Source organism: Phenylobacterium sp. (assembly GCF_036495085.1).
Classification (GTDB): domain Bacteria; phylum Pseudomonadota; class Alphaproteobacteria; order Caulobacterales; family Caulobacteraceae; genus Phenylobacterium.
Genome location: NZ_DASXNL010000033.1, coordinates 25,174 through 49,439, shown reverse-complemented (window position 1 = coordinate 49,439; position 24,266 = coordinate 25,174). Strand labels below are relative to the sequence as shown.

At 66.6% G+C, this 24,266-nt stretch carries 30 protein-coding genes; 20 read left to right on the top strand and 10 right to left on the bottom strand.

What is annotated here, in order from left to right:
- Nucleotides 1-284 (bottom strand): hypothetical protein (locus tag VGI62_RS05550; protein WP_331503402.1); only part of this gene is annotated, 284 nt, incomplete at its 3' end.
- 165 nt (nucleotides 285-449) lie between these two features.
- Here VGI62_RS05550 and VGI62_RS05545 point away from each other — a divergent pair.
- Nucleotides 450-1,043 carry a hypothetical protein gene (locus VGI62_RS05545; RefSeq protein WP_331503401.1) on the top strand — a complete coding sequence of 198 codons (594 nt, stop codon included), beginning with the start codon at nucleotides 450-452 and terminating at the stop codon, nucleotides 1,041-1,043.
- Nucleotides 1,044-1,199: 156 nt separating this feature from the next.
- The gene (locus VGI62_RS05540; protein ID WP_331503400.1) at nucleotides 1,200-2,786 is read left to right on the top strand and encodes an AMP-binding protein; all 1,587 of its coding nucleotides are present in this window, start codon (nucleotides 1,200-1,202) and stop codon (nucleotides 2,784-2,786) included.
- Here VGI62_RS05540 and VGI62_RS05535 read toward each other — a convergent pair.
- On the bottom strand, nucleotides 2,783-3,718 hold the full coding sequence (locus VGI62_RS05535; RefSeq protein ID WP_331503399.1) for a LysR family transcriptional regulator: 936 nt from the start codon (nucleotides 3,716-3,718) through the stop codon (nucleotides 2,783-2,785). The two genes, VGI62_RS05540 and VGI62_RS05535, sit on opposite strands and share 4 nt — an antisense overlap.
- Nucleotides 3,719-3,768: 50 nt before the next feature.
- Between VGI62_RS05535 and VGI62_RS05530 the strand changes: the two genes are divergently transcribed.
- On the top strand, nucleotides 3,769-4,494 hold the full coding sequence (locus VGI62_RS05530; protein ID WP_331503398.1) for a TorF family putative porin: 726 nt from the start codon (nucleotides 3,769-3,771) through the stop codon (nucleotides 4,492-4,494).
- A gap of 272 nt (nucleotides 4,495-4,766) precedes the next feature.
- The gene (locus VGI62_RS05525; protein WP_331503397.1) at nucleotides 4,767-5,930 is read left to right on the top strand and encodes a DegT/DnrJ/EryC1/StrS aminotransferase family protein; all 1,164 of its coding nucleotides are present in this window, start codon (nucleotides 4,767-4,769) and stop codon (nucleotides 5,928-5,930) included.
- Here the strand turns inward: VGI62_RS05525 and VGI62_RS05520 are convergent.
- Nucleotides 5,927-6,814, bottom strand: a complete 888-nt coding sequence (locus VGI62_RS05520) for a patatin-like phospholipase family protein (RefSeq protein WP_331503396.1) — start codon at nucleotides 6,812-6,814, stop codon at nucleotides 5,927-5,929. The two genes, VGI62_RS05525 and VGI62_RS05520, sit on opposite strands and share 4 nt — an antisense overlap.
- 141 nt (nucleotides 6,815-6,955) lie before the next feature.
- Here VGI62_RS05520 and VGI62_RS05515 point away from each other — a divergent pair, with 141 nt between their 5' ends.
- The 4 genes from VGI62_RS05515 (at nucleotide 6,956) to VGI62_RS05500 (ending at nucleotide 10,261) form a co-directional block, all read left to right on the top strand.
- Nucleotides 6,956-7,921, top strand: a complete 966-nt coding sequence (locus VGI62_RS05515; protein WP_331503395.1) for a zinc-binding alcohol dehydrogenase family protein — start codon at nucleotides 6,956-6,958, stop codon at nucleotides 7,919-7,921.
- 115 nt (nucleotides 7,922-8,036) lie between these two features.
- Nucleotides 8,037-8,876: an alpha/beta hydrolase gene (locus VGI62_RS05510; protein ID WP_331503394.1), complete on the top strand. Its 840-nt coding sequence runs from the start codon at nucleotides 8,037-8,039 to the stop codon at nucleotides 8,874-8,876.
- Nucleotides 8,877-8,891: 15 nt separating this feature from the next.
- The gene (locus VGI62_RS05505; RefSeq protein ID WP_331503393.1) at nucleotides 8,892-9,677 is read left to right on the top strand and encodes an SDR family NAD(P)-dependent oxidoreductase; all 786 of its coding nucleotides are present in this window, start codon (nucleotides 8,892-8,894) and stop codon (nucleotides 9,675-9,677) included.
- Nucleotides 9,674-10,261 carry a histidine phosphatase family protein gene (locus VGI62_RS05500; RefSeq protein WP_331503392.1) on the top strand — a complete coding sequence of 196 codons (588 nt, stop codon included), beginning with the start codon at nucleotides 9,674-9,676 and terminating at the stop codon, nucleotides 10,259-10,261. The genes VGI62_RS05505 and VGI62_RS05500 overlap by 4 nt, the downstream gene beginning before the upstream one ends.
- Before the next feature lie 7 nt (nucleotides 10,262-10,268).
- On the opposite strand, the gene VGI62_RS05495 is transcribed toward VGI62_RS05500, so the two are convergent.
- Complete coding sequence (locus VGI62_RS05495) at nucleotides 10,269-10,505, bottom strand: hypothetical protein (RefSeq protein WP_331503391.1); 237 nt, start codon at nucleotides 10,503-10,505, stop codon at nucleotides 10,269-10,271.
- Nucleotides 10,506-10,616: 111 nt separating this feature from the next.
- On the opposite strand from VGI62_RS05495, the gene VGI62_RS05490 reads away from it, so the two are divergent.
- Nucleotides 10,617-11,363 (top strand): YebC/PmpR family DNA-binding transcriptional regulator, encoded by a 747-nt coding sequence (locus tag VGI62_RS05490; protein ID WP_331503390.1) that lies wholly within the window; start codon nucleotides 10,617-10,619, stop codon nucleotides 11,361-11,363.
- A 151-nt stretch (nucleotides 11,364-11,514) separates the two neighbouring features.
- Here the strand turns inward: VGI62_RS05490 and VGI62_RS05485 are convergent, their stop codons facing one another.
- Nucleotides 11,515-12,489 carry a hypothetical protein gene (locus tag VGI62_RS05485; RefSeq protein ID WP_331503389.1) on the bottom strand — a complete coding sequence of 325 codons (975 nt, stop codon included), beginning with the start codon at nucleotides 12,487-12,489 and terminating at the stop codon, nucleotides 11,515-11,517.
- Nucleotides 12,490-12,602: 113 nt separating this feature from the next.
- Between VGI62_RS05485 and VGI62_RS05480 the strand changes: the two genes are divergently transcribed.
- Nucleotides 12,603-13,097 carry an SRPBCC family protein gene (locus VGI62_RS05480; protein WP_331503388.1) on the top strand — a complete coding sequence of 165 codons (495 nt, stop codon included), beginning with the start codon at nucleotides 12,603-12,605 and terminating at the stop codon, nucleotides 13,095-13,097.
- A gap of 24 nt (nucleotides 13,098-13,121) precedes the next feature.
- On the opposite strand, the gene VGI62_RS05475 is transcribed toward VGI62_RS05480, so the two are convergent.
- Nucleotides 13,122-13,244: a hypothetical protein gene (locus VGI62_RS05475; RefSeq protein WP_331503387.1), complete on the bottom strand. Its 123-nt coding sequence runs from the start codon at nucleotides 13,242-13,244 to the stop codon at nucleotides 13,122-13,124.
- A 72-nt stretch (nucleotides 13,245-13,316) separates the two neighbouring features.
- On the opposite strand from VGI62_RS05475, the gene VGI62_RS05470 reads away from it, so the two are divergent.
- Complete coding sequence (locus VGI62_RS05470; protein WP_331503386.1) at nucleotides 13,317-14,615, top strand: alkyl sulfatase dimerization domain-containing protein; 1,299 nt, start codon at nucleotides 13,317-13,319, stop codon at nucleotides 14,613-14,615.
- Between the two features lie 196 nt (nucleotides 14,616-14,811).
- Here VGI62_RS05470 and VGI62_RS05465 read toward each other — a convergent pair whose 3' ends face one another.
- Entirely contained in the window at nucleotides 14,812-15,168 is a 357-nt protein-coding gene (locus tag VGI62_RS05465) for a hypothetical protein (RefSeq protein WP_331503385.1), read from the bottom strand.
- A 2-nt stretch (nucleotides 15,169-15,170) separates the two neighbouring features.
- The gene (locus VGI62_RS05460) at nucleotides 15,171-15,386 is read right to left on the bottom strand and encodes a hypothetical protein (protein WP_331503384.1); all 216 of its coding nucleotides are present in this window, start codon (nucleotides 15,384-15,386) and stop codon (nucleotides 15,171-15,173) included.
- 308 nt (nucleotides 15,387-15,694) lie between these two features.
- On the opposite strand from VGI62_RS05460, the gene VGI62_RS05455 reads away from it, so the two are divergent.
- From VGI62_RS05455 to VGI62_RS05415, 9 genes are all read left to right on the top strand, one after another.
- Nucleotides 15,695-15,904: a cold-shock protein gene (locus VGI62_RS05455; RefSeq protein WP_331503383.1), complete on the top strand. Its 210-nt coding sequence runs from the start codon at nucleotides 15,695-15,697 to the stop codon at nucleotides 15,902-15,904.
- A 280-nt stretch (nucleotides 15,905-16,184) separates the two neighbouring features.
- Nucleotides 16,185-17,843: a M28 family metallopeptidase gene (locus VGI62_RS05450; RefSeq protein ID WP_331503382.1), complete on the top strand. Its 1,659-nt coding sequence runs from the start codon at nucleotides 16,185-16,187 to the stop codon at nucleotides 17,841-17,843.
- Nucleotides 17,844-17,993: 150 nt separating this feature from the next.
- Nucleotides 17,994-18,614, top strand: a complete 621-nt coding sequence (locus VGI62_RS05445; RefSeq protein WP_331503381.1) for a hypothetical protein — start codon at nucleotides 17,994-17,996, stop codon at nucleotides 18,612-18,614.
- A gap of 13 nt (nucleotides 18,615-18,627) precedes the next feature.
- Nucleotides 18,628-19,443 carry a site-2 protease family protein gene (locus tag VGI62_RS05440; protein WP_331503380.1) on the top strand — a complete coding sequence of 272 codons (816 nt, stop codon included), beginning with the start codon at nucleotides 18,628-18,630 and terminating at the stop codon, nucleotides 19,441-19,443.
- Nucleotides 19,440-19,940 carry a nuclear transport factor 2 family protein gene (locus tag VGI62_RS05435; RefSeq protein ID WP_331503379.1) on the top strand — a complete coding sequence of 167 codons (501 nt, stop codon included), beginning with the start codon at nucleotides 19,440-19,442 and terminating at the stop codon, nucleotides 19,938-19,940. Before VGI62_RS05440 ends, VGI62_RS05435 begins: the two co-directional genes overlap by 4 nt.
- Nucleotides 19,941-19,950: 10 nt before the next feature.
- Nucleotides 19,951-20,601, top strand: a complete 651-nt coding sequence (locus VGI62_RS05430) for a peptidylprolyl isomerase (RefSeq protein WP_331503378.1) — start codon at nucleotides 19,951-19,953, stop codon at nucleotides 20,599-20,601.
- Nucleotides 20,598-21,167 carry a hypothetical protein gene (locus tag VGI62_RS05425; protein ID WP_331503377.1) on the top strand — a complete coding sequence of 190 codons (570 nt, stop codon included), beginning with the start codon at nucleotides 20,598-20,600 and terminating at the stop codon, nucleotides 21,165-21,167. The genes VGI62_RS05430 and VGI62_RS05425 overlap by 4 nt, the downstream gene beginning before the upstream one ends.
- A 150-nt stretch (nucleotides 21,168-21,317) precedes the next feature.
- Complete coding sequence (locus VGI62_RS05420) at nucleotides 21,318-21,605, top strand: UrcA family protein (RefSeq protein WP_331503376.1); 288 nt, start codon at nucleotides 21,318-21,320, stop codon at nucleotides 21,603-21,605.
- A gap of 200 nt (nucleotides 21,606-21,805) precedes the next feature.
- The gene (locus VGI62_RS05415) at nucleotides 21,806-22,171 is read left to right on the top strand and encodes an EthD domain-containing protein (protein ID WP_331503375.1); all 366 of its coding nucleotides are present in this window, start codon (nucleotides 21,806-21,808) and stop codon (nucleotides 22,169-22,171) included.
- Nucleotides 22,172-22,229: 58 nt separating this feature from the next.
- Here VGI62_RS05415 and VGI62_RS05410 read toward each other — a convergent pair whose 3' ends face one another.
- Both VGI62_RS05410 and VGI62_RS05405 read right to left on the bottom strand, forming a co-directional pair.
- Nucleotides 22,230-22,541, bottom strand: coding sequence for a helix-turn-helix transcriptional regulator (locus VGI62_RS05410; RefSeq protein ID WP_331503374.1), 312 nt, complete (start codon nucleotides 22,539-22,541; stop codon nucleotides 22,230-22,232).
- A 287-nt stretch (nucleotides 22,542-22,828) separates the two neighbouring features.
- On the bottom strand, nucleotides 22,829-24,091 hold the full coding sequence (locus tag VGI62_RS05405; RefSeq protein ID WP_331503373.1) for a cytochrome-c peroxidase: 1,263 nt from the start codon (nucleotides 24,089-24,091) through the stop codon (nucleotides 22,829-22,831).
- Nucleotides 24,092-24,266: the final 175 nt, after the last annotated feature.

The following is a 24,266-nucleotide window of genomic DNA, read 5'->3' as shown; positions in this document are numbered from 1 at the left end:
ACCAGGAGCGCGGTCATCTCCAGCCCGTGGCGCGCCTGGGCCGCATGGCCCGGCGCCGCCATCAGGAGATGATGGCTTTGGTCCACTGCGCGCCCCAGCAAGCGCGGCAGCGCCAGGGTCGCCATGGCGGCGAATAGCGAGGTCGCGATCGCCAGCGCCATACGCCACGGATAGCGCATCGCCAGCCCGGCGATCCGGGCCAGCACCTGCGGCATGGCCGAGACATCAACGGTCGGCGCATCAAACGACGCCGCGCCCCGTTTGGTGGGGAGCGAATCGCTCATTCCGTATTTTCCATCAGCTGCCCCGCCATTGTGGGGCGCCGCCCTGCCATTCGCCAGCCGCTTTGTGACAAGCGGCGGCAGGCGAGTGAGCTATGCGGGCTGCTGACAATATGCTGTCAGCTGGTCCGCGGTAACGTCGAGCCTCGTCATCGAGCGAGGCTGCCCATGCTTTCCCCTCACAACCGGATGCTGGCCGTGGTCGCGGCGGCCGTTCTCCTGGTCGTCCCGGCGCGGCACGCGCGGGCCCAGGCCGGCGCCGCGCCGCCGGCCCTTGCCCAGCATGACGGCGCCCATGACTTCGACTTCCTGCTGGGGGAATGGAAAGCCCGCCTCAAACGCTTGCCGGACCGGCTGGTCGGTTCGACCAAATGGATCGAATACGAAGGCATTTCGCGCACCCATCCCGTCCTCGGCTCGAGCGCCAACCTCGAGGAGTTCGAAGTCGACAGCCCGGCCACCAAGCAACACATCCGGGCGCAGACCCTCAGGCTCTACAATCCGACCTCACGCCAGTGGAGCATCTATTTGCTCGACGTCGACAAGGGGACCCTTGGTTTGCCCGCCACAGTGGGCCAGTTCACCGATGGACGCGGGGAACTCTTCGACTACGAGGACTGGAAGGGCCGAATGGTCCTGGTCCGCTTTGTCTGGACCCACTCCGGCCGCAGCACTGCGCACATGGAACAGGCCTTCTCGGCCGACGGCGGCAAGACGTGGGAGGTCAATTGGATCTGTGACCTGACGCGCCCGGGCGCTTAAGCGGCGCCGCCTCCCAATTGTCGCCCGGTTTTCCTCGTGTGATGGTGCCCGCGAAGTCTCCGGCTTGCCCGGGATGCGGATCATTTCGTCCCGTCCCCCGGAGTCTCCAATTGTATCAAGCGCGCCGGTCACAGTGCGGCGCCGGGAGGATTTCGAATGGAAGACCTTAAGGAACGCGTGGACCTCGAAGACCGGCTGAACGCCGCAGCAGCGAGCGGCATGACCATGGCGGTGTGGGCCGATCTCAAGGCTGACGCCGCCTTCATCCACGACCCTGACGGCAAGGTCACAACCTTTGGCGAACTCAACACTGCGGCCAACCGCATCGTGCGCCTGCTGCGCCGGCGCGGGCTGAAGGCGGGGGACGCCGTAGCGCTGGTTTGTTCGAACCGCTCGGAGTTCGTGGAAGTGCTCGCCGCATGCTTGCGTGGCGGCTGGCGCATCACGCCGGTCAACTGGCACCTCACGGCAGACGAGATCGCCTACATCGTCAACGATTGCGAGGCCAAGGCGGTATTCTGCGAGCAGCGCGTGACAGCCTCCGCCGCAGCCGTGGCCCAGTGCCCGGACGTGATGGTCAAAGTGGCCATCGGCGGCCCGATCGAAGGCTTCTTGGACTACGCTGCCGCGCTCGCCCCGCTCGATGGCTCAGACATCGCTGACCCGGTGCTCGGAAGCCAGATGATGTACACCTCCGGCACGACCGGGCGGCCCAAGGGCGTCTACCGCGCCCAGTCGGTGGTCACTCCGCAGGCGATGTACACGATGCGCGGCTACGATCACGCCAGCTCTGTGCAGCTTTGCGCAGGCCCGGCCTACCATGCGGCGCCGCTGGCCTTCGACGTACGCGGCGCCATGGGCGCGGGCTGCCAACTGGTCTTCATGGACAAATGGGATTCTGAATCCGTCCTGCGGCTGATCGCCGAGAAACGGGTCAGCCACATGCACCTCGTGCCGATCATGTTCCAGCGCCTGCTGGCGCTGCCCGACCAAGTGAAGGCGAAGTACGACCTCTCCAGCGTCATCTACATCGTCCATGGCGCAGCGCCCTGTCCGCCAGAGGTCAAGCTGGCCATGATCGAATGGTTCGGCCCGGTGCTGAACGAGTACTATGCGGGATCGGAGGGCGGCGCGGGCTTCGTAATCTCCTCGGAGGAATGGCTGAAGAAGCCGGGCAGCGTCGGCAAGCGGCCCGCCCTGCTGGGCTCCAAGATCCTCGATGAGGCCGGCAACGAGTGCCCGACCGGGATGCCCGGCGGCATCTACCACCAGCTGCCGCCCGGCGGCGGCTTCACCTACTACAAGGACGAGGCCAAGACCCAGGCCAACCGGGTCGGCGACTACTTCACCATGGGCGATGTCGGCTACTTCGACGAAGACGGCTACCTGTTCCTGACCGGCCGCAACGCCGAGACGATCATCTCCGGTGGGGTGAACATCTACCCTCAGGAGATCGACAACGAGCTGATCAAGCACGACGCCGTCGCCGACTCCTCGACCGTCGGCGTGCCGCACGACGAGTGGGGCGAGCAGGTCAAGGCTGTGATCATGCTGAAGGAGGGCCACGCGGCTTCCGAGGAGCTCGCTCAGGAGATCCTGGCGTTCGCGCGCGCCAACCTTCCCGCCTTCAAGGTCCCGCGCAGCATCGACTTCGTCAGCGAACTGCCGCGTTCCGAGGCCGGAAAGATCCAGCGCAACAAGGTCCGCGCGCCCTACTGGGAAGGTCGGGCCAGGCAGATCTAGGCGCGACTCTCCTGAGGCGAATGATTGAGGGCGGCCTCGCGCACGCGTTGCAGCATCCAGTCCACGCCGGCGTCGGCGGCGCCGGCGCGCCGCACCACCGAGACGGTGATCTCGTTGGGCTCAAAGGGCAGGTCAAGCACCTGAAGGCCCAGCCGCTCGGCATGGCGATCGGCCAGCCTTCGCGGGCAGGTGACGATGCCGTCGGTGGAAGCGGCGAGCACCAGCGCCGTCAGCCATTGGGGAACCGACGCCAGATGGGCGATGGGCTCGCCCGTGCCGGTCTCGGACGTGTCCATGGCCGTCTCGCTGGGCGACCAGGCGTAGATATGGCCGATGCTGCGCCAGCTCTCCACGTCGATAGAGCCCCCGAGTCGCGGATGGTCCTTGCGGGCGGCCACACAGTAGTGGTCCTCGAACAGAGCCTCGACGGTGAAGCCGGGCCTCGCGGCGCCGAAGCGGCCGAGCGCGAACTCAATCTCGCCCTTGCGCAGCCCGCGGTAGGCGTCCTCCTCGTCGGCAAAGAGGATGCCGAATGTCACCTTGGGCGCCACGGCCTTCAGCCGGTTGATCAGATCCGCACCGATCAGGGCGGTTACGAACTCCGGAGCGGCGAAGCGGAAGGCGCGCTCGCTCCTCATGGGATCGAAACCCGTCTCTCGCGATAGCGTCCTACCTGTCAGCTCGATCAGGGCTTCGATCTGAGGACCGAGCTCCAGCGCCCGCCGGGTCGGCTCGAAGCCGTGCGGCCGGCGCACGAACAGCGGGTCGTCGAAGAGGTCGCGCAGCCGCCCGAGCGCGTGGCTTATCGCAGAGGGGCTAAGGCCCAACCGCGCTGCGACGGTGCTCGCCCGCCCCGTCCGCAGCAGCTCGCGGAAGACCAGCAGCAGGCCCCCGTCCAATCTGCGGATTTGATTGAGATCGAATTCACTCATCTCCCGAATTCAATATCACCGAAGTAGTCCGGCGGACTAGACCCTTGGCGATGAAACCCCTCGCCGCACTCGCCGCCGTTCTGCTCGCCATCCCCTCCGCCGCCAACGCCGGCGCGAACGATTGGGGTGGCCTCTTCTCCGCTGTCGTGCTGGCCAGCGACTACCGCTACCAGGGCGTAAGCGAGTCCCGCGGCCGGCCGGTGGTGCAGGGCTACGTCCACTGGTGGCGGCCCGACGGCTTCTATGCGGGCGTCTTCGCCACCCAGGTGGACTTCGGCTACTCCGGAGCCCCGACCTTCGAGATCGACGCCTACGGCGGAAAGAATTTCAGCCTCGACGCCGGCAAGACCGAGGTCAAACTCGAGGCGATGTACTCGGCCTACCCCGACAACCGTACGCCTGGCCCGACATTCAATTTCGTCCAGGCCAAGGTCCAGGCCAAGCACACAGCAGGTCCATGGACCACCATCGGCCTGATCTCCTACGTCCCGGAGGGATCCTACGGCTCCGGCCCGGTCGCCCGCGTGGAGGGCGAGACCGACCTGGCGATCTCAAAGGCTGTGACGGCGAAAGCCGTGCTGGGAACCCAGGGCGGCGGTCGCGGGCACGACCGCACCTACTGGGGCCTGGGCGCCACGGCGGTCTGGAAGACGCTCGCTTTCGAGTTGCGTTACGTCGACACCGACCGCACGCGGCAGAACTGCGGCTTCCAGCCCAAGGCCTGCGATCCGGCCGTTGTCGGCACGCTGACCCTCAGCCTGCCACCGATCCTCTAACGCCGCAGGGTACGCTGCTTCAGCGGCCCAGGTCGGCGAGCGCGCCGCATACCAGCTCGGGTCTGCGCGGCGATGGGCCTACGAAGGGTGCGGGTCCGCACCGGCGTGATTGTCGTCGCCACCATGGCGAGCCCGAGCCGGCCCGCAGCACGCCCGGGCTCACCGAACGACGCCAAGATCTACGTCCCTGCGAAACCTTCGGAAAACAAGCGTGTTTGGCCGCGCCGTGCGGCGTGTGTCATCTAGCCCGGCCGAAAACGCCGGAGCCGCCCATGATCCCGTTCATCGACCTGCAGGCCCAAAGGCAGCGCCTCGGCCAGCCCCTGGAAGACGCAATCCTCAAGGTCGTCCGCTCGGGAGCCTATATCATGGGCCCGGAGATCGCTGAGTTCGAACGCCAGCTGGCCGCCTTCGGCCAGGCGCCATTTGCGCTCTCCTGCGGCTCGGGCACCGAGGCCCTGGTGCTGCCGCTGATGGCCTGGGGGATCGGCCCCGGCGATGCGGTCTTCTGCCCGTCGTTCACTTTCGCCGCGACAGCTGAAGCCATGCCGCTGGTCGGGGCCTCACCCGTGTTCGTGGACATCAATCCGGAGACCTACAACCTCGACCCGCAAAGCCTGCAGGCCGCCATCGAGCAGGTGAAGCGCGACGGCAAGCTGACGCCCAAGGCGATTATCGCTGTCGACCTGTTTGGCGGCCCCGCCGACTATCCGGCGATCTCCCGGATCGCCAGGAAGCACGGACTCAAGCTGATCGCCGACTCCGCCCAGGGCTTCGGCTGCACGCTGGACGGCAAGCACCCGATCCATTGGGCCGATGTCGCGACCACCTCATTCTTCCCGGCCAAGCCATTGGGCTGCTATGGCGATGGCGGGGCGGTGCTGTCGAAGGACGCCGGCTTCCATGACCTCCTGGTCTCCCTGCGGGTGCACGGCCAGGCGGTGAAGTCCGACATCGAGGGCAAGACCTTCGAACATGACCCGAAATACCTGAACGTCCGTATCGGGATGAATTCCCGGATGGACACCATCCAGGCTGCTGTCCTGCTCGAAAAGCTAAAGATCTTCGAAGACGAGATCGTTGCGCGCAACCGTGTCGCCGACCGCTACGCCAAGGGCCTCGGCGATTTGGTGAAAACCCCCTCGGTGCTGGAGGGCGGCGTCAGCGTCTGGGCGCAGTACACCATCGAGCTTCCCGGCCGAGACGACCTCGCGCCGCAACTTCGCGAGCAGGGCGTTCCGACCGCGGTCTACTATCCGATCCCGATCCACAAGCAGGGCGTCTACTCGGTCTATCCCGTCGCGCCCGGCGGCCTGCCAGTCACCGAGGCCAAGGCCGGCCAGGTTATCAGCCTGCCTATGCACCCTTACCTGACCGCAGACGACCAGGACCAGATCATCGCCGCCATCCGCGCGTTCGTGAAGAAGAACGGTTAGTTCCAGAGCTTACGCAGGTCGGCGGCGTAGGCCCGGCCCTGCGCCAACCCGGCTCGGGCTGCGTCAGGGCGGCGGCGGAAGTCCATCAGGTTCGTCCCGAAGGCGTCGACGCTCGCATCGTCCGGAGTGATGACCGCCACCGTGGCGCCGCCGTCCTTGAGCACCTCGACTTCCTCGTTGAACCGCGCCGCGATCCGCTCGCCCAGCAGACCGCCCGCCGTGCCAATCCGCACCGCGACGACCACCACCAGTTCATGGCCGCTCGCCATGTCGGCATTGGTCGATGAGCGCATACCGCCGTCGATGTAGCGCCGCCCGTTCAGCGTCACCGGCGGATAGACGCCCGGCACGCTGCAGCTCGAAGCGACGGCTCGCACGACACCCACGCCTGACGCCCTGGTCCAGAGCTGGAAAGCCCCCGTCGCGGCATCGACCGCCGTGCAGGCGAAATCCCTCTCCGGCCAGGCGTCGACGGGCAGGGTCGAAAACGAACGGCCGAAACTTTCTATGAAAGCCTCCTCGCTCGGCGTCTGGGCGGCCAGCGCAAAGGCGCCGATCTCGGCGCGCACATCAGCCGGGTTGCGGAGCCCTCCTTGCGCCTCGCCCATCAACCGCATCAGGGTCGAGAGGTCCGCCGGCGGCCCCCCGGCGCCGGCGGACCTGCGCTCCTCGCCGGGGATCTGGTCGGCGAGGATCGGGTCGGCCAGCGAACTCGCATCCGCGCCCAACGCCAGCCGTGCGCCCACGAAAGAGCCCGCCGAGGTCCCCATGGTGAAATCGGCTTGGCCGAGGTCGACGCCGCCCTGCGCGAGCCCAGCCACCAGCCCGCTCTCCCAGGCGATCCCGACCGGTCCGCCGCCCCCCAGCACCAGCGCCCGCGACATGGCGTTCTCTCCAACCGTTTTCACGAGCATCGCCGACAGCGGCGCGGGTGTCACCCCGCAAAGCTCCCCTGCATCTTGCGCGTCCAGGTCCGCCGTGGGATGCGTTGAGTCAAACAGATGTTCGGATAGGGAAACGCCACCATGAAGGCTGCGGTCTACTACGAGAACGGCGCTCCGGACGTCTTCCGTTACGAGGAGGTTCCCGACCCCGAATGCCACCGCAAGGGGATTATTGTTCGCGTCGAGGCTGTCTCGATCGAAGGCGGCGACACGCTGAACCGGTTCCGCGGTGCGCTTGTCACCAAGCCGCACATCGTGGGCTACCAGGCGGCCGGAGAGGTTGTGCAAATCGGCGAGGAGGTCGAGGGCATCAAGGTCGGCGACAAGGTCGTGACCACCGGAGCCTTCGGCAGCCATGCGGAGCTGCGTGCGGTGCCCGCCCGCACCGCATGGGTGATCCCAGAAGGCATGGACGTTCGCGAGGCGGCCGCCATCCCGGTGCCCTTCGGCACCGCCCACGACTGCCTCTTCGAATTCGGCCGGATGAAACAAGGGGAGATTGTGCTGGTCCAGGCCGGCGCCTCCGGCGTCGGCGTCGCGGCCATCCAGCTCGCCGCACGGGCCGGAGCCTCGATGGTGTTGGCGACCGCTTCTTCAGATGAGCGCCTCGAACGTCTGAAGCCGCTCGGCCTGACGCACGGCATCAACTACCAGCGCGATGACGTGGCCCTGGAGGTCGCGCGGCTCACCGACAAGCACATGGCCGACGTGATCGTCGACAGCGTCGGCGGGCCCACATTGCAGTCCTCGATCATGTCGCTGGCCTACCGCGGCCGTGTCTCGATGGTCGGCCAGGCCGGGCGCGAGCCGATGAAGGTCGATGTGGGCTCGATGATGGGCGGCAACCGTTCGCTGTCAGGCGTCTTCCTCGGCGCTGAAATCGCGACGGACCGGGTGCACAACAACATCCAGCAGCTGATCCAGGACGTCGCCGACGGCAAGCTGAAGGTGGTCATCGACAAGACCTTTGCGCTCTCCGACGCCGCCGAAGCCCACCGTTACATCGAAAGTCGCCAAGCCGTCGGGCGGGTGTTGTTGATACCCTGAAGCAAAAAGTTGTTCCCCTTTGGGGGAGCTGTCAGCGAAGCTGACTGAGTGGGCCGCCAAGCCCCACCATCGCTTCACGGACTCCCTCCCCGAGGGATGGAATTGGAGACAGAGCATGCCCCGCGCCCGCAACGGAAACGTCGAGATCGAGTACCAGTCATTCGGTGACGGCCACCCTGAGACCGTACTGCTGGTCAACGGCCTGGGGTCGCAGATGACCCGCTGGCCGGAGGCGTTCTGTGAAAAGCTGGTCGCCAAGGGCTATCGCGCCATCCGTTTCGACAACCGTGACACCGGGCTCTCCACCTGGCCGACCGAGCGCTACGTTCTGGCGGACATGGCCAATGACGGCGTGGCGGTGCTCGACGCCGCCGGCGTAAGGAAGGCCCACATCGCCGGTGTCTCCATGGGCGGGATGATCGTCCAGCGCCTGGCGCTCGACCATCGCGACCGCGTGCTTTCGATGACGTCGATCATGTCGACCACGGGCGCCGCCGACGCTTTCAAGTCGACTCCGGAAGCCGCTGCCGTCCTCAACCTGCCGCCGCCGGATCCGAAGGCCGACTTCGAAGCCTTCGTGCTCAACCGGATGGCCAACGCCCGCACCATCGGCAGCCCAGCCCATCCGTGGACGGACGAAGAGAACCGGACCCGCGTCATCGCCGAATATCACCGTGCTTTCAATCCGGTGGGCGTCGGGCGCCAGCGCAAGGCGGTCGAAGCCGATGGCGACCGCACCGAGGCCCTGAAGAGCCTGAGAATTCCCGTCGTCGTCCTGCATGGCGCCGATGATCCTCTCTTGATGAAGGTCGGGGGCGAGGCGACCGCCGCGGCGATCCCGGGCGCAGAACTTCGGATCATCCCAGGCATGGGGCACGACTTGCCCCCTGGCCTCCACGACATATTCGTCGACGCCATCGTCGCTGCGGCGAGCCGCGCAAAAGCCACCGCCTAATCCAAAGGACCGATCATGGGACGTCTTCAGGGCCGCACAGCCGTCATAACCGGAGCCGGCAGCGGCATCGGTCGCGCCGCCTCCCTGCTGTTTGCGAGCGAGGGCGCTCGCCTCGTCTGCGTCGACCGCGCCGGCACCGTCGGTGAAACGGCCGAGATGATCGGCAAGGCGGGCGGTAAGGCCGTAGCGATGACCGGCGACGCCGGCGAGGAGCCTTTCGTAAAGACCTTCGTCGATCGCGCCCTGGCCGAATTCGGCGGCCTCGATGTGGTCTGGGCCAACGCCGGCATCTCCGGCGGCTGGACGCCCCTCGAGGAACAGACCGCCGACTACTGGGCCGAGATCCTGCGCGTGAACCTCATCGGCGCCTTCCTGGCTGTGAAACACGCCTCAAGGCCGATGATCGCGGCCGGCAAGGGCTCGATCATCTGCACGGCGTCGGTGGCCGGTATCCGCTCCGGCGCCGGCGGCCCGGCCTACTCCGCGTCCAAAGCCGGCGTCATCAGCCTCGCACAGACTTCGGCGAACGAGTTCTACGGCACCGGCGTGCGCGTCAACGCCATCGCGCCAGGCTTGATCGAGACTGGCATGACCAAGCCGATTTTCGACGGGGCGCGGGCCCGCGGCAACGAGGACAAGATCGGCCAGCTAAATCCGCTGACCCGCTACGGCGTGCCGGACGAGATCGCCCACGCGGGACTGTTCCTGGCCTCCGACGACTCGTCCTACGTCAACGGCCAAACCATCGCCGTCGACGGCGGCCTGTCGACATCCCACCCGGTGGTGCGCCGTAAACGGTGATCTACCTCGTTCGCCACGGCCAGACAGAGTTCAACCGCGAGCGTCGCATCCAGGGCCACGTCGACAGCCCGCTGACCGAGCTGGGGGTCCGCCAGGCCAAGGCGGTCGGCGGCCTGCTTCGCGACCTGATCCGCGATCCCGCCGGCTGGCGGATCATCTCCAGCCCGCTCGGCAGGGCCGCCTCCACCGCTGAGATTGTGGCCCGCAAGCTTGGCGGCCTGCCGGTCGAGCTTGACGAACGCCTGAAGGAGATGAGCTGGGGCGAGAACGACGGACGCCTGCGCGCGGAACTCGAGGCGCAACACCCGGACACGTTTGGTCGCACCGGATGGGCGTTCGACGCGGCGACGGGCGAGACCTACGAGCAGGTCGCGGCCCGCGTCGGCGATTGGCTCGCCAGCTTGCCCCCGGAGCCTGAACGGAAAATCGTCGCCGTGAGCCACGGCATCTCCGGCCGCGTCCTGCGCGGCCTTTACGCCGACCTTTCTCGGGACCAGAGCGGCCAGCAGGACGTCCCGCAGGACGCCGTCTACCTCCTGCATCTCGGCAGCATCGGCCGCATCGACTGCGAGCCGCTGGAATAGGGCGGCGCTAAATTCGCCTCCGCCGCCGAGACAGCGCGCCGAGCGCTCGCTCGGGCCCTAGCCAGTGGGCGAACGCAAGAACGACCACCGTTGCGACGACACCCACCCCGAAAGCTCCGGCCGCCCATGCCGAGACCCCGGCAGGTCCGACTCGAAGCGGCTTGGGCGCCATCCAGTGGACCAGCTCGCCGTTGGTCGCCGGCCGGCCCAGCTCGTCCGCGTCCTGGATCCCTTGTTCGCTCATGGTCTGCCTCCAGCTCCCGTTTGGGGAACCCGCGTGCATGGCGGGGGTTCCGATCGGCCGGTCTGGAGGCTAGAAGCAGGCCCGACTTCCAACTGACCAATCCAGCGGACCATGGCCGGACATTCCAAGTTCAAAAATATCATGCACCGCAAGGGTCGCGCCGATTCTGCGCGCTCCAAGCTGTTCTCCAAGCTCTCCCGCGAGATCACGGTCGCGGCCAAGTCCGGTCTGCCCGACCCGAACATGAACGCGCGCCTGCGGCTGGCGGTGAACAACGCCAAGAGCGAGTCGCTGCCCAAGGACGTCATCGAGCGCGCCATCAAGAAAGCCTCGGGCGGCGAGGCCGAGGCCTACGAAGAGATCCGTTACGAGGGCTTTGGCCCTGCAGGCGTCGGCGTCATCGTTGAGGTGCTGACCGACAACCGCAACCGCGCGGCCTCCACGGTCCGCTCAACGTTCACCAAGCATGGCGGCAACCTCGGCGAGACCGGCTCCGTCGCGTTCATGTGGGATCGCGTGGGCCAGATCACCTACGGGCCCGAGGCCGGTTCCGAAGACAAGGTCATGGAGGCCGCCATCGAGGCGGGCGCCGACGACGTCGAGACCGACGAAGACGGCCATACGATCTACTCCGCCTTCGAGGCCCTAACTGAGGTAGCCACCGCCCTGGAAGCTGCGCTCGGCCCCGCCAAATCCACCGCCATCGCCTGGCGACCGAAGGCGCGAACGCCGATCAGCGGTGACGCGGCCGCTTCGCTGATGAAGTTGCTCGAAACCCTGGAAGACGACGACGACGTCCAGAACGTCTATTCCAACGAGGACATCGACGCCGCCGAGCTGGAGAAGCTGGCGGGCTAACCTCCGCACCCGACGCCGCTCGTCCCCGCGAAAGCGAGATCGATCCGGATGCTTCCATGTTTTTCGTCGGTCGCCGGATTTCGCCGGTGGGGTGCGCGATGAAACCGATATGTTTTGAACCTCAGATCCAGCTCGGACTTAAGCCCCGGGCCTAACGGGTCTGGGTGGGCGCCTCGCGGTCCTTCTTCCGGCCCCCCGCCAGGATGCCGCTCATCGAATAGTTCCCTTCGTGGCAGGCGACCTCGTACATCGGCGCCGTCGCGCGCCGAAGCGGCATCTCGCCCCTCCAGACCTGGGTGTAGACCGCCGGGTCGTCGACCGCGAATTCGTAGCGAATCTCGTCGGCCGAGACCCGGGTGAACCGCTCCGTGACCCGGGCCGCAGGCGAGATATAGATCGGAGACGAGCCCCGCCATGACCCGATCACGTTGAAATCGCCGGTCTCGACGACCAGGGTATCGCCCTCCCATCGCCCGACCGAGCGGCCCATCCAGGGGCGGATCCGAGACATCGCTGCCGCAGGCAGGGGCGCTGTCGGCGCCAGCGGGATGATGCGCGCGTCGTGGTTCATTTCGACGATGACGACCAGATGGTCCTTCGTCTGAACAAACTGGTAGTTGTTGTTGTACCCGGCGTTCAACATCGGTGGTCCCGCGGTGCTGTTGGAGCCGAGCAGGCAGCGCTCCATAGCCGGGCGGGCCTCCGGCCCGTCGAAGTCGGTATAGAGTGCGTCCATGCTGCGCTGCAGGAGCTTCCGGCCGGCTTCGCTGTAGGGAAGGCGCCCGTCCGGCGGGTCGGTCAGCCACGAGGTCCTGACTTCACCGGCGAGCCGCGCCAGCTTGCCGCCCTGTTCCCAAATTTCCGTTGTGTCCTGACCGACGTCATCGCCGGGGATCTTCGGAGCGCCGTCGTGGCCGGCTTCATAGGCCGTGGCGGCGGCCTCGGTGATAACCAGGGACTGCAGGTCCCGCGGCCGTTCCAGGTGGGTGAGCGAGGCGTTCGTCCACTGGCCCTGCAGGTCGGGCCGCCCCGAGGCCGTGCGCGGGACCTTGTAGCCCTGAGCTTCCGCCGGGCCCCAGAAGAAGGCGAGGGCGAACGCCAGCAGCAGAAACGCGGAGATCCGCATCGTCAAACCCCGAAAGGCCGGCCCCAAATAGCTGCCGGCAAGCCTACTACAGCCTTGGCCTCACGTGCGACCTGTGGTCCAAATCCAACCAACCGAATGGGGGAAAGAAACCAATGAAAATCGCCTTCGCCGCCGCAGCGCCGATCATCGCGGGCTTGGCTCTGGCCGCTGGCGCGGCTCATGCCGCCGACTTCGTGACCGTACCGCTCGAAGCGACGATCAACGCCCCGGCCGATGCCGCCTGGAAGAAAATCAACGGCTACTGCCAGATCGGCGCCTGGTTCAAGACCACCTGCGAGATCACTTCGGGCAAGGACGGCGAAGTGGGCGCGGTCCGCCTGATCGCCGGACGCGTCACCGAGTTGCTGGTCGCCAACACCGCCTGGAGCTACACCTACAGCCAGCCCAAGTCGCCGACCGACTACCACGGCACGGTGGAGATCCGCCCGATCGACAAGGGCCACTCCAGGCTTCTGTACACCCTTGTCTACGACGCCGACGCCCTGCCGAAGCACGAGCCGGAGGACAAGGCGAAGGACAAGGAAAGCCGTACGCGCCAGTTCACCGTGCTGGTGAACGCCATGAAGGCCAGCGCCGAAGCCAAGTAGCCTACTTCGCCACCCCGCCAGCTCTCAGGCATGGCGGAACGTGACGACCGCATAGACAGCCACCAGGATCAGGAGGCCGACGACCATCGCGCGCCCGATAAGTTTGCGGCGCGCGGTTTCGCGTGTTTCCGGATCCTGGCTGGCCATGGCATCTCCTCGTCGCGCGCGATGGAGCCCTTCCGCCGCGCCCCGTCAAGGCTTCCAGTGGGTCCTATCTCCATGCATCGCAATACCCTCGCCATCGCCGCGGCCCTGACGCTGGTCGTAACCGGCTCAGCCGCCGCCCAGCAGCCGGAGCGGATGGGGGCCAACCAGCCCACCGGCGCCGGCGCCGGCCAGGCCAAGGCTCTGGAATTCGCAGGCGGCCGCATCTTCCAGGCCACCGGCTTCGGCAATACCTTCATGGTGACCACCAAGGCCGGCAACGTGATCATCGACACCTCGCTGCCGATGAACGCCGCCCGCCACAAGGCCCTGCTGCGAGCGGTCTCCACCGGGCCGATCAAGGATATCATCCTGACCCACAGCCATGGCGACCATACGGGGGGCGTCTCCTCCTGGAAGGAGCCAGGAACCCATGTCATCGGCCAGGCCAACGAAGTCGAGTTCCGCAACTACCAGACGCGTCTGGAGGGCTTCTTCGTGGCCCGCAACGCCGCGCAATACAACGCGACCGCCGGCATCGGCCGGCCGGGTTCGGCGAACGCCAATCCCGGGAACTACGCCGCCCCACCGCTCGCCGATGTCCTGTTCGACAAAGAGTACAAGTTCAGGTTGGGGGATCTGACCTTCGACTGCCTGTCGATGCCGGGCGAAACGCCGGACATGCTCAATGTCTGGATTCCAGAGCTGAAGGCGCTCTTTATCGGCGACAATTACTATGCGTCGTTCCCCAACATGTACACGCTGCGGGGCACGCTCACCCGGCCGGCGCTTAACTACGTACAGTCGATCGACAAGGTCCTGGCGCTGAAGCCGGAGATCGTGCTTCCCAGCCACGGCGTCCCGATTGTCGGGGCTGAGAATGTCCGCCGGGTCCTCACCCAGTACCGCGACGCCATCCTCTACGTGCATGACGCCACCGTACGCGGCATGAACGAGGGCAAAGACGTCTTCACCTTGATGAAGACCGTCAAGCTGCCACCGGAGCTTGCGGTCGGCGAGGGGTATGGCGCGATAAGCTGGTCGGTGCGCGGCATCTACGAAGGCTACGCCGGCTGGTTCGACGGGGATCCTGCCACCATGTACGCGACCGCCCCGGCCGAAGCCGATGGCGAGCTCGTCCGCATTGCCGGTGGCGCAGGCCCGGTGGCGGCCCGCGCCGAAAGCCTGGTCGCGACCGACCCGGCGCTCGCCCTTCGCCTGACCAGCGCCGCGCTCAAAGCCGATCCCAAGAACCCCGCCGCCCTCGCCGCCCGCAAACACGCCCTTGAGACGCTGCTCACGGCCTCCAAGAACTCGAACGAAAGCGGCTGGCTGCACGCGGGCCTGAACCAGGTCGAGGCGGCCGCGAAGTAGGGATCAACTCGACGGCGTTCCCTCCCGGAACGTTCGCACGTCGGTGGCCGAGCGGTCGGGCGGCGTTGTGGGCGGCCTCGGCGCCAACCCGGCATCGGAAAGCAGGAATACCGGGAGGCTTCTCGCTCCGGCAGACGCCCTCGAGCGCGTCAGCCGAACGCTGAACGGCTTTCGCTCCGACGCCGCAGAAACCCCCTTAAGCGGCGGTCGCTGCGACTTTCTTGACGGCCTTCTTGCGCGTGGCCTTGGGCTTGACCACCGCTTCGACGGCGGCGCCGCGCACATAGGAGGTGTCGCCACGGTCGAGCGTCGATTGAGTGACGCCGCCCTGGTCCACGGCGACGCCTAGGTAGCGCATGCCGTCCGGGCCATAGCTGATGTCCGCCATCGGCACCTTCGGGTCGCGCTTCAGTTCGGAGACATCGCGCAACGTCATGCGCAGGGTCATGGCGTCGCGCGCCACGCCGTCAGTTTCGGCTTGTTCAATGGCCAGGCGCGCCTCTTCAGCAGCAGTGCCACGACGCCGGGCGGGTTTGGGTGCGTGAGAAGTCATGTTTATGCGTCCGCGAAGAAGCCGTGCTCGCCGTTCACCCGCACCTGGCAGGGACGGCCCTGGTCTTGAAGAGCCCTGGCGCGCTTGTTGGCGGCGGCCTTGGCCTCTTCTTTTTCGATCGCATGGTCGTAGAACACGCCGTGATGCTCCACCGCCCAACGACCCTCGTGGCGGGCCACAGTAAGGATTTCGCGATCGGCTGCGCCGCGTATGGCCATGGTGAGATCCTTCTAAGCGCGGCGTATGGGCCACGAGCCCCGGATGATTATCGAAAGATTAAGGGATAAGTTTTCTATAGGTAAAACAGCGGGCCGTCTCCCCTTTTCGCTTAAGCTTGAGTGATTTGCCTTGCGTCTTGCACCCCCAGGTGGCAAGGTGGCTGCATCGAATATCGTTTTGGCTCGCCCGCTCTCCACCCCCGATTTTCCAATCGGGCGCCGGAACTGCCCTCGACCCTCTCCGAAAATTTGATCGCGCCGTCCATCCTGGGCGCGTGAATACTTAAGACCCGGAAGGGGATACTAATATGGCGACTGGTGTCGTGAAGTGGTTCAACGGCCAAAAGGGCTTTGGTTTCATTCAACCGGATGACGGCGGACAAGACGTGTTCGTGCACATCTCGGCGGTGGAACGCGCGAACATGTCCTCGCTGAACGAGGGCCAACGCATCAGCTTCGAGCTGGAAAAGGACCCGCGCAACGGCAAGACGTCGGCCGGCCAGCTGGGCGCAGCCTAAGCACTGACCGCGGCTCGCAACTGAGCCGCGCCAGACCAAAAAGGGCCGGCGCCGCGAGGCGCCGGCCCTTTCGTTTGGGCCTTACGCAACGGGCGTCATCCGCCAAGCCGCGCCGCGGCTGTCCGGCGCCAAGGCGTAAATCCGCGGCGGAGCCGCGCGGGGTGACCGGTCGTAGAGCCCCGGGCCCCTGCGCTCGACGGCCAGGTGCTCGGGTCTCGGCGAGGGGCTGAGGACGTGAGGCAGGGTCGCAACGGCACGAGATTTAAGGCTAGGGTCCCGCATGCGCGTCTCGTCACTTGTCCTCGCAGCTTGCCTTGTCGCCGTGCCCGCCGCTGCGGTTCCGACCAACCCCATTTCCCCCGACCGCCTGTCGGCGCTCGTCAAGGTGCTGGCCGATTCTAAGTTGGCCGGTCGCGCGCCGGGCGGCCCGGGCGAGGCCGGGACCATCGCCTTTCTGACCGACCGGTTCAAAGCGCTGGGCCTCAAACCCGCCGGCGACAACGGCGGCTGGACCCAGGCTGTGCCGCTGATCCGCTTCCAGGTGGAGCCCGGCGCCGAATTCAGCATTACCGCCGGCGGCCACACCCGGGACCTCGCCGAGACCTCGGAGATCATGGCCTGGACCCAGCGGCCGGTTTCCGGTGTCACGATCGAGAACGCCCCGCTGGTCTTCGTGGGCTACGGCGTCACGGCTCCCGAGCGCGGCTGGGATGATTTCAAGGGCGTCGACCTGAAGGGCAAGATCGCAGTTTTCCTGATCAACGACCCCGATTTCGAGGCTGAACCGGGCGAGCCGGTGGCCGGCCGGTTCGGCGGCAAGGCGGCCACCTACTATGGCCGATGGATCTACAAGTTCGAGGAGGCCGCGCGCCAAGGCGCGCTTGGCGCCCTGATCGTCCACGAGACCGCCGGCGCGGCCTATCCCTGGTCGACCGTCGTGGCCTCCAACGGCGATAGTTACGACGTCGTCCGCACCGATCCGGCGGCGATCCACCCCATGCTCCAGGGCTGGATCCAGCGCGACGTGGCAGTCGATCTCTTCAAGGCCTCGGGCCTGGACTTCGAGGCGCTGAAGAAGAGCGCCCGCACGGCCGGTTTTCACCCCATCCCCCTGCCCGGCGCGGCCTTTTCAGCGAACGTGACCATCAAGACCGCCCACCTCCTCAGCCACAATGTGCTGGCCCAGATCCCCGGGTCGACTAGGCCCAAGGAGAGCGTGATGTTCGCCGCCCACTGGGACGCCTTCGGCGAGGGCCCGCCGGACGCCAGCGGCGACACCGTGCGCCACGGGGCGATCGACGACGGCATGGGAGTGGCCGGGGTGTTGGAGATCGCCCGCGCTTTCGCCAGAGGCCCGAGACCTGAACGCACCGTGGCCTTCGGCGTATGGACGGCTGAGGAGCGCGGCCTTCTGGGCAGCGAATACTACGCAACCCACCCGAGCCTGCCGCTGCCGACGACTGCGGCCAACTTCACCATGGACGTGGTGCAGACCGCCGGCCTCAGCCACGACATGGTTCTGGTCGGCGCCGGCCAGAACTCCCTGGAAGCCGACCTCGCGAAAGCCGCCGCCCGGCAGGGCCGCACCATCACCCCCGACCCGCATCCGGAGAAGGCGCTCTTTTACCGCGCCGACCATTTCAGCGTGGCCAAGCGCGGCGTGCCCACCCTGCTGGTCATGGGTATGGCCGCCGGGCCGGACCTGCTCACGGGTGGTCGCGAGGCCGGAGACCGCTGGGTCAACGACTACACCAGCCGCTGCTACCACCAGGTCTGCGACAACTGGAGCCCCGACTGGGACCTGCGCGGCGCGGCCCAGGATATCGAACTGCTCTATGACGTGGGCCGTGACCTGGCCAATTCCGGCCGCTGGCCGGACTGGAACGCGACCTCGGAGTTCAAGCGGATCCGCGCCGAAACTGCGACGGAGCGGAAATAGGGCGTTTTGTGCCGTAAGCTCCGTTCCAATTCGGTCGAAACGAAGATCCTGACGCGGGCTCATTGCGCAGCTTTGTCGGACAACCTATCTGCGGCATCCAGAACAGCGTTCACAAAAGGACGCGTATCCTCGCAAGCCTCGGAAACGCCCATGTTGAAGCCTGCCGTTGCGGCCCTCGCCGCGCTCTCACTTTCCGCCACCGCCGCGCTCGCCCAGCCGACTGCTCCGGCCGCTCCGCCCACGCCCACGGTTGTGCGCGGCACAATTACCGCGCTCAACGAGACGTCCATGACGGTGAAGACCGACAAGGGCCCGCAGACCGTGAGCCTGACGCCAAGTTGGTCCGTCGCCGTGATGAAGCCGGTGGCCATCGACGCCATCCAGCCCGGCAGCTTCATCGGCACCTCCGAGATGCCCAACAAGGACGGGACGAGCGGCAAGTCGCTTGAGGTCCACGTTTTCCCGCCCGGCGTGAAGATGGGCGAAGGCCACTACGGCTGGGATCTGAAGCCAGGTTCGATGATGACCAACGGCACCGTCGGTGAAGTCGTGGCCGGCAAGAAGGGCTCGCGCGAGCTCGACGTCAGCTACTCCTACGGCAAGCGCCACATCACCGTGCCAGCCAATGTGCCTGTGGTTCAGATCGCGCCCGGAAAGCGCGAGCTGGTCAAGGTCGGCACCCCGGTCTTCATGGTCGTCCAGAAGACCCCGAACGGCATGATGGCGGGCTCGGTCTCCGTCGGGGAGAACGGCGCCAAGCCGCCGATGTGATAGACGTCCCGGCGTGAAGGACGTCGCCGGCCCCCCACCACAAGAGCCGCCCGAGGTCGCGGCCCGGGCCGGCCCCGTGGCCAGCCCGTTGGCGGGCCCGGGAATCGTGGTCGTCTGGATCTCGCTCGGTGCTGCGCTCGTGCGGTTTCCCAGGGGCCTTCTGGTCTTCGCCTTTGTGATGGTGGGCTGGATTCTGTCGGTTATGGCCCACGAATTCAGCCATGCCGCCGTCGCCTGGCTGGGCGGCGATCGTACGGTGGCGGAGAAGGGCTACCTGTCCTTCGACCCGCGCCGCTACGGCGACCTGGGTGTGAGCCTGGTGATCCCACTGATCGCGCTGGCCATGGGCGGCATCGGCTTCCCGGGCGGAGCTGTCTATCTGCGCAACGACCTGATGCGCGGGCCGCTCTGGCGGGCCGCGGCCGCCCTGGCAGGACCGGCGGCGACGCTCGTGGTCCTCCTGGTCCTCGCCCGTGGTCTCTCGTCCTGGCAAGCCGGCGGCGTCGTCGGCCAGGGCTCGACAGCCCTGTTCGCCGCCCTGACCATGCTGGCTTTCCTGCAGGCGACTGCGCTTATCCTCAACTTGCTGCCGATCCCCGGACTGGACGGTTTCGGCGCCATTCGGCCCTTCCTGCCGGCCCGCCTCATGCCGCAGCTTCGCAAGGTCGAGGGACTGGCGATGGTGGCGCTGCTCCTGCTGATCTTCTGGGTTCCCGGCGCGAGCGGTCTGCTGCTGCGGACCGCGGCCTCGCTGTCGGCCACGCTGGGCCTGGACCTCGGCGCGCTGCAGGCCGGCTGGGCCGCCTTTCACTTCTGGCGTCCGGCGTGAAGGCCCTCTTCGTGGCGCTGCTGTTCGCCGGCGCCGCGCTCGCCCAGCACGCTCGCCTCACCGAGCCGCAAGTGCGCAGCCTTGTCGCGCGCCAGTCGCGGGCCTGGAACTCCGCCGACCTCGCCGCCTATTTCGCGACCTTCAGCCCGAACGCCCGCTTTACCGATCAGGCGCTCGGCAACGACAACAAAATCGTCCTCTATGGCGTGAGCACCTTGGAGCAGGCCCGCGCTCAGAGCCGGCGTACGCTGGCGGCAGGCCAGATAATCGAGAGCGTCACGATCGAGACGGTCACGATCGCCGCCGATGGCCGTTCCGCCCGTGTCTCGGCCCGCGCGGTCTCCGACATAACCAAGGCCGGTGTCGCACGCAGGGTTTGCGCGCGGCGCATCGCCACTTTCGAGATGACGCCCGCGGGCCTGCGCGCCACCGGCCAGACCGACACCATCGTGCGCTGCCGAGCTGCGGCGCCTTCCATTTCAGGAGGCGGCGGGTAGGCTGACGGCCATGCTCCCGCGCCGCAGTCTCCTCACCCTCGTCTTCGCCCTGGCGCTGGCCGCGCCGGCCGCGGCCCAAACCCAGAACCCTCGGGTCGTGATCAACACCCCCGAGGGATCGATCACCCTTGAGCTCTTCGCCGACAAGGCGCCGATCACCACGGCCAACTTTCTGAAGTACGTCGACCGCAAGCTCTACGACGGGGCGACGTTCTACCGGGCTTCGAAGCCCAAGGGCCAGACAAGTAACGACTACGGCTCGATACAGGGTGGCTTGCAGAACGATCCCAAGAAGGTGCTCCCGCCGATCGCCCATGAGAGCACCGCCAAGACCGGCCTCAGGCACACCGACGGGACCATCTCCATGGGCCGGCACGCGCCCGGCTCGGCCCAAGCCGACTGGTTCATCGTCATCGGCGACATGCCCTACCTCGACGCCTCGGCGGTGGATCCGGGCTTCGCGGCTTTTGGGCGAGTCGTCGACGGCATGCCGGTCGCTAAGACCATCCTCGGCCTGCCGACCGATCCCAACGCCGGGGTCGGCGCCATGAAGGGCGAAATGCTGCAAAAGCCGCTGCGCATCACCTCGATCCGGCGCGCACCGCCCGCGCCTGCGGCTTCATCGCCGCCCGCTCCGGCCCCAGCAGCGAGCACCCCGTGAGCAAACTCACAATCGGCCTCGACGTCCCCTGGGTGGCCAGCTGGTCGACCGAGACGGTCACCGGCGTCGGCCCCTGCCCTTCCGTCGACGGAGTGCTGGCCGTCGGCCAGTCCGAACATCCCGGCCGCGGCGAGCCGCTCTATTCTCGCAACCACCTGTTCCGGCAGAGGAAGTCCGTGCGCGAGATGCGCTGCCCGATGTGCGGCGAACCTACGCGTGAGAACGATCGCTGGACCCAGACCGCCCGCTGGACGACCGCCGGTGAGCTCCGCGCCAAGGGTGCGGGGCCCTGGTTGCCGCCGGACATGGACGACGACAAGCCGCTCCTCGACGCCGGCGCCGTCGCGCCCATGCACCTGACCTGCGCCGAGCGGGCCCGCGCCGAGTGTCCGCACCTGCAGGCCATGGAAGACCATGAGCTGAAGGCCTTCCCCGGCGCCTGGATCGTGGCCGCACTCAGCGTCGAAGCCAGGCCTGGCCACGCGGTCTCAAATGTCCCCCAACGACCGGTCGCAGCCGTGACCTTCCTGCAGCTCATCGGCGTGCCGGACCACATTCCGTCCTAACATTACATCCCGTTTAAGTAATTAAACCTCGGTAATTTTGTTAATTCGAGGTCATTACGGAGACTTCACGGGACTTACATGAACCTGGGAAGTATTCACTCGTCATCGGCGGTTCACATCGCCCCAGGCTTTCAGACGAGGGATATGACCATGAACATTACCGCTCGCATCTCGAACATCGCCATGCTGGCCCTGGCCATCCTGCCGGCCGCCGCCCTGACCACCGCCGCCCACGCCCAGACCGCAGTCCGCGTCGGCGACCTTAACCTGGCCACCGCCTCCGGCAAGGCCGTCTACGAACAGCGCCTCAATACCGCCGCGCGCCAATATTGCTCCGGTGAAGCGCAGATGAGCGTGCGGGCCGCCTGCCAGTCGGCAGTCCGCGCCGAGGTCAACGACAAGCTCGTGTCCGGCATTAAGTTCGCCAGCCGCAGCTAAAACGTCTCTCCGCCGCCGGCCCCGAGAAGACGACCAAGAAAGGTCGCCAGAAAGGATTGGAAGGGCCCCTCCCCAGGCCCATCCCCGTCCGCCCTCCCTCGCTCCCCGGCCTCAAGAGGGGCGGACACAAGAGCCCGCGATCATCCCCGGTCGCGGGCCTCTTGCTGTGAGCCTCGCCGTGCGTCCATGTTGGCCCGGCCATGATCAAGCTCACCTATTGCCTGACCCGTTTGCCGCACCTCAGCCGCGAGGCGTTCCAGGACTATTGGTTCAACACCCATGGGCCGTTGGTGGCCTCCGTCGCCGAGACGTTGCAGATCCGCCGCTATGTCCAACTGCACAGCCTGCCGGCGGACGCCAGCGCCCCCTTGCGCGCGAGCCGCGACACGCCGCCGGAATACGACGGCGTGGCCCAGCTCTGGTACGACAGCCTGGAAAGGCTGCTCGCAAACCGCAGCGCCGCAAGCTCAGAGGCCGCCGCCCTGCTTCTGGAAGACGAACGCCGCTTCATCGATTTTTCGAAGAGCCCGCTCTGGTGGGGCGAAGAAAGGGTGATCCTCGGCTGAGCGCCGCTCGCTGACGGCGCCCTTCGGCCGCTCGTGGCGGCCAGCTCTCAGCGCGCCCTCAGGCGATCGCGGCGCGTCCCTGGGTCACGCGCTCCCAGCTGACCACTTCGGCCTCAGCGGTGGACGCAGCTGGGATGGCCGCGCGGCTGTCGGGGAGAGCTGGGATGAAGTCGCCAACAGGCGCCTGCAGCGCGTCGGCCAAGGCGATCAGCCGCGCTATGGGCATGGCGATCAGTCCGGCTTCGTATTTCTGCACCTGTTGAAAGGTCAGCCCGCAGCGATCCCCGACCTCGCGTTGAGTCATGTCGAGTAGCCGACGCCTCGCGCGCAGACGTCGTCCAATGGCGCGATAGATACCTTGGTCACGCATGAATATGCCCCAACAGAACAGCCCCTCATTAATGCTCCTACGTACGCCGTCACGAAAGGTTCCGATGTTCTTCGAACGCTTTTTTTTCGGCACCGCACGTAAAAGTTACTGCCCGAACGAGGGAGCCCGGGCCGCGCCTGTCACCAGGCCTTTGGATTATTGCCCGTTCTCCAGGCAGTGAGCTGTGACCTCGGCCACTGGCATTGGCAGGTAAACGCGCTTCGAGCGAACAGTGTTCCATAAAAATGGATTCTGTCTGCCGCCCAGCATCGGGAGCGGGAGCGCAGTCAGGTCTTCGGGGCGCAGGCGAGGGCCGGATCGGGGCGGGTCGGCTTTGGCCCGAAGGCCCGGGCGTTGTCGCGTTCGGGCCGTGAAGCGCGGGCGATTTCGCGTTGAACGGCGAGCGCCTTGGCGCCTTGCTCGCGAAATTGCGCGCTGGTGAGGCTAGCCAAGAACGCGACGAGGTCGTCGATTTCAGTCTCTGACAGGCCGAGGGGCCGGATTTTCTCGTCGAGCCAGGGATTGTTCATGCCCCCTTTGTTGTAGTGGTCGACGACATCCCAAAGCGTCCTGGCCGATCCGTCGTGAAAGTAAGGCGCCGTGACCAGGACATTGCGCAGGCTCGGGGTCTTGAAGGTCGCGATGTCCGCTGGCTGCTTGGTGACAAGGAACGAGCCAAGCGCTGACATGTCCGTCTGGATCGCAGCCCGGTCGATGGCGAGGACATTGCGCGTGTTGAAGCGCGCCTGCGCCTCACAAGCCAAGGTCACAACGTTGTGCCGGTCGATGCCGACGCCGATGTTATGGAAGCTCTGATCCGTGAAAAAGGTCCGGTCAGGCGTCGTATCCTCAACGGCATGGCAGCTGTTGCAGCGAGCCTTTGTGCTGAACAGCGCCCAGCCACGTCTCGCGGAGTCGCTGATAGCCCTGGCGTTGCCGTTGGCGGACTCGTCGAATGGCGAGGCGAACGCGATCTCCGAGCGCTCATAGCTTGCTATGGCGCGCGCCAGGTCCGGGCCGTTCAGTGGCCGGCCGAAGACCTTCTGGAATGCGCTCCGGTACTCGCCGTCATTAGCGATCGCAGCCGCCGCTGCGTCCAGATTCGCCTGCCCCATTTCGCTTGGATTCAGGATCGGGAGCACGGCCTGTTCTTCGAGAGTTGTGGCCCGGCCGTCCCAGAACAGGGTCTTGCTGTAGAGCGTGTTCAGGATTGTCGGGGCGTTGCGCTGGCCTACGCGACCCTTGACGCCAACCGAGGCCGTCCGTCCATCGCTGAAGGCGCGCGCCGGATTGTGGCAGCTGCCGCAGGCCACGGTCCCGTCCAGTGAGAGGCGGCGATCGAAGAAAAGCTTTGCGCCGAGCGCGACCTTGTCCGGCGTCTGGGGGTTGTCGGCGGGGATCGCGGCCAGCGTGGCGGCGACCGGCAGCCCGACCTGATGGGCCACAGATATCAGGTTGAAGCCGCCCGTCGGTGGGTCAAGCGTCGATCGGGCGGCCTGATTGGTGGACCCACAACCCACCAGCAGCGCTGCGACGCTCACAACCAGCATGAGGTCGCGGTGTCTTCGAGACCGACTCCACATGACCTGTCTTGTCCGCCGAGAACTTCCCTCGGCCCGAAACTACGCTCGACAGATCCGTTCCGCGAAATCGCAAATACTTGACAGCGGCGGGCGCGATGCGGACGTCGGCCGCTGATCACCCTTCCTCAACTCTTCCCGCGCT

What these genes read in the sequence shown, in the direction of transcription:
- VGI62_RS05545 (WP_331503401.1), top strand. Translation starts at nt 450, where the DNA reads ATGCTTTCCCCTCACAACCGGATGCTGGCCGTGGTCGCGGCGGCCGTT.
- VGI62_RS05540 (WP_331503400.1), top strand. Translation starts at nt 1,200, where the DNA reads ATGGAAGACCTTAAGGAACGCGTGGACCTCGAAGACCGGCTGAACGCC.
- VGI62_RS05535 (WP_331503399.1), bottom strand. Translation starts at nt 3,718, where the DNA reads ATGAGTGAATTCGATCTCAATCAAATCCGCAGATTGGACGGGGGCCTG.
- VGI62_RS05530 (WP_331503398.1), top strand. Translation starts at nt 3,769, where the DNA reads ATGAAACCCCTCGCCGCACTCGCCGCCGTTCTGCTCGCCATCCCCTCC.
- VGI62_RS05525 (WP_331503397.1), top strand. Translation starts at nt 4,767, where the DNA reads ATGATCCCGTTCATCGACCTGCAGGCCCAAAGGCAGCGCCTCGGCCAG.
- VGI62_RS05520 (WP_331503396.1), bottom strand. Translation starts at nt 6,814, where the DNA reads ATGTCGCGGGCGCTGGTGCTGGGGGGCGGCGGACCGGTCGGGATCGCC.
- VGI62_RS05515 (WP_331503395.1), top strand. Translation starts at nt 6,956, where the DNA reads ATGAAGGCTGCGGTCTACTACGAGAACGGCGCTCCGGACGTCTTCCGT.
- VGI62_RS05510 (WP_331503394.1), top strand. Translation starts at nt 8,037, where the DNA reads ATGCCCCGCGCCCGCAACGGAAACGTCGAGATCGAGTACCAGTCATTC.
- VGI62_RS05505 (WP_331503393.1), top strand. Translation starts at nt 8,892, where the DNA reads ATGGGACGTCTTCAGGGCCGCACAGCCGTCATAACCGGAGCCGGCAGC.
- VGI62_RS05495 (WP_331503391.1), bottom strand. Translation starts at nt 10,505, where the DNA reads ATGAGCGAACAAGGGATCCAGGACGCGGACGAGCTGGGCCGGCCGGCG.
- VGI62_RS05490 (WP_331503390.1), top strand. Translation starts at nt 10,617, where the DNA reads ATGGCCGGACATTCCAAGTTCAAAAATATCATGCACCGCAAGGGTCGC.
- VGI62_RS05485 (WP_331503389.1), bottom strand. Translation starts at nt 12,489, where the DNA reads ATGCGGATCTCCGCGTTTCTGCTGCTGGCGTTCGCCCTCGCCTTCTTC.
- VGI62_RS05480 (WP_331503388.1), top strand. Translation starts at nt 12,603, where the DNA reads ATGAAAATCGCCTTCGCCGCCGCAGCGCCGATCATCGCGGGCTTGGCT.
- VGI62_RS05475 (WP_331503387.1), bottom strand. Translation starts at nt 13,244, where the DNA reads ATGGCCAGCCAGGATCCGGAAACACGCGAAACCGCGCGCCGCAAACTT.
- VGI62_RS05470 (WP_331503386.1), top strand. Translation starts at nt 13,317, where the DNA reads ATGCATCGCAATACCCTCGCCATCGCCGCGGCCCTGACGCTGGTCGTA.
- VGI62_RS05465 (WP_331503385.1), bottom strand. Translation starts at nt 15,168, where the DNA reads ATGACTTCTCACGCACCCAAACCCGCCCGGCGTCGTGGCACTGCTGCT.
- VGI62_RS05460 (WP_331503384.1), bottom strand. Translation starts at nt 15,386, where the DNA reads ATGGCCATACGCGGCGCAGCCGATCGCGAAATCCTTACTGTGGCCCGC.
- VGI62_RS05455 (WP_331503383.1), top strand. Translation starts at nt 15,695, where the DNA reads ATGGCGACTGGTGTCGTGAAGTGGTTCAACGGCCAAAAGGGCTTTGGT.
- VGI62_RS05450 (WP_331503382.1), top strand. Translation starts at nt 16,185, where the DNA reads ATGCGCGTCTCGTCACTTGTCCTCGCAGCTTGCCTTGTCGCCGTGCCC.
- VGI62_RS05445 (WP_331503381.1), top strand. Translation starts at nt 17,994, where the DNA reads ATGTTGAAGCCTGCCGTTGCGGCCCTCGCCGCGCTCTCACTTTCCGCC.
- VGI62_RS05430 (WP_331503378.1), top strand. Translation starts at nt 19,951, where the DNA reads ATGCTCCCGCGCCGCAGTCTCCTCACCCTCGTCTTCGCCCTGGCGCTG.
- VGI62_RS05420 (WP_331503376.1), top strand. Translation starts at nt 21,318, where the DNA reads ATGAACATTACCGCTCGCATCTCGAACATCGCCATGCTGGCCCTGGCC.
- VGI62_RS05415 (WP_331503375.1), top strand. Translation starts at nt 21,806, where the DNA reads ATGATCAAGCTCACCTATTGCCTGACCCGTTTGCCGCACCTCAGCCGC.
- VGI62_RS05410 (WP_331503374.1), bottom strand. Translation starts at nt 22,541, where the DNA reads ATGCGTGACCAAGGTATCTATCGCGCCATTGGACGACGTCTGCGCGCG.
- VGI62_RS05405 (WP_331503373.1), bottom strand. Translation starts at nt 24,091, where the DNA reads ATGCTGGTTGTGAGCGTCGCAGCGCTGCTGGTGGGTTGTGGGTCCACC.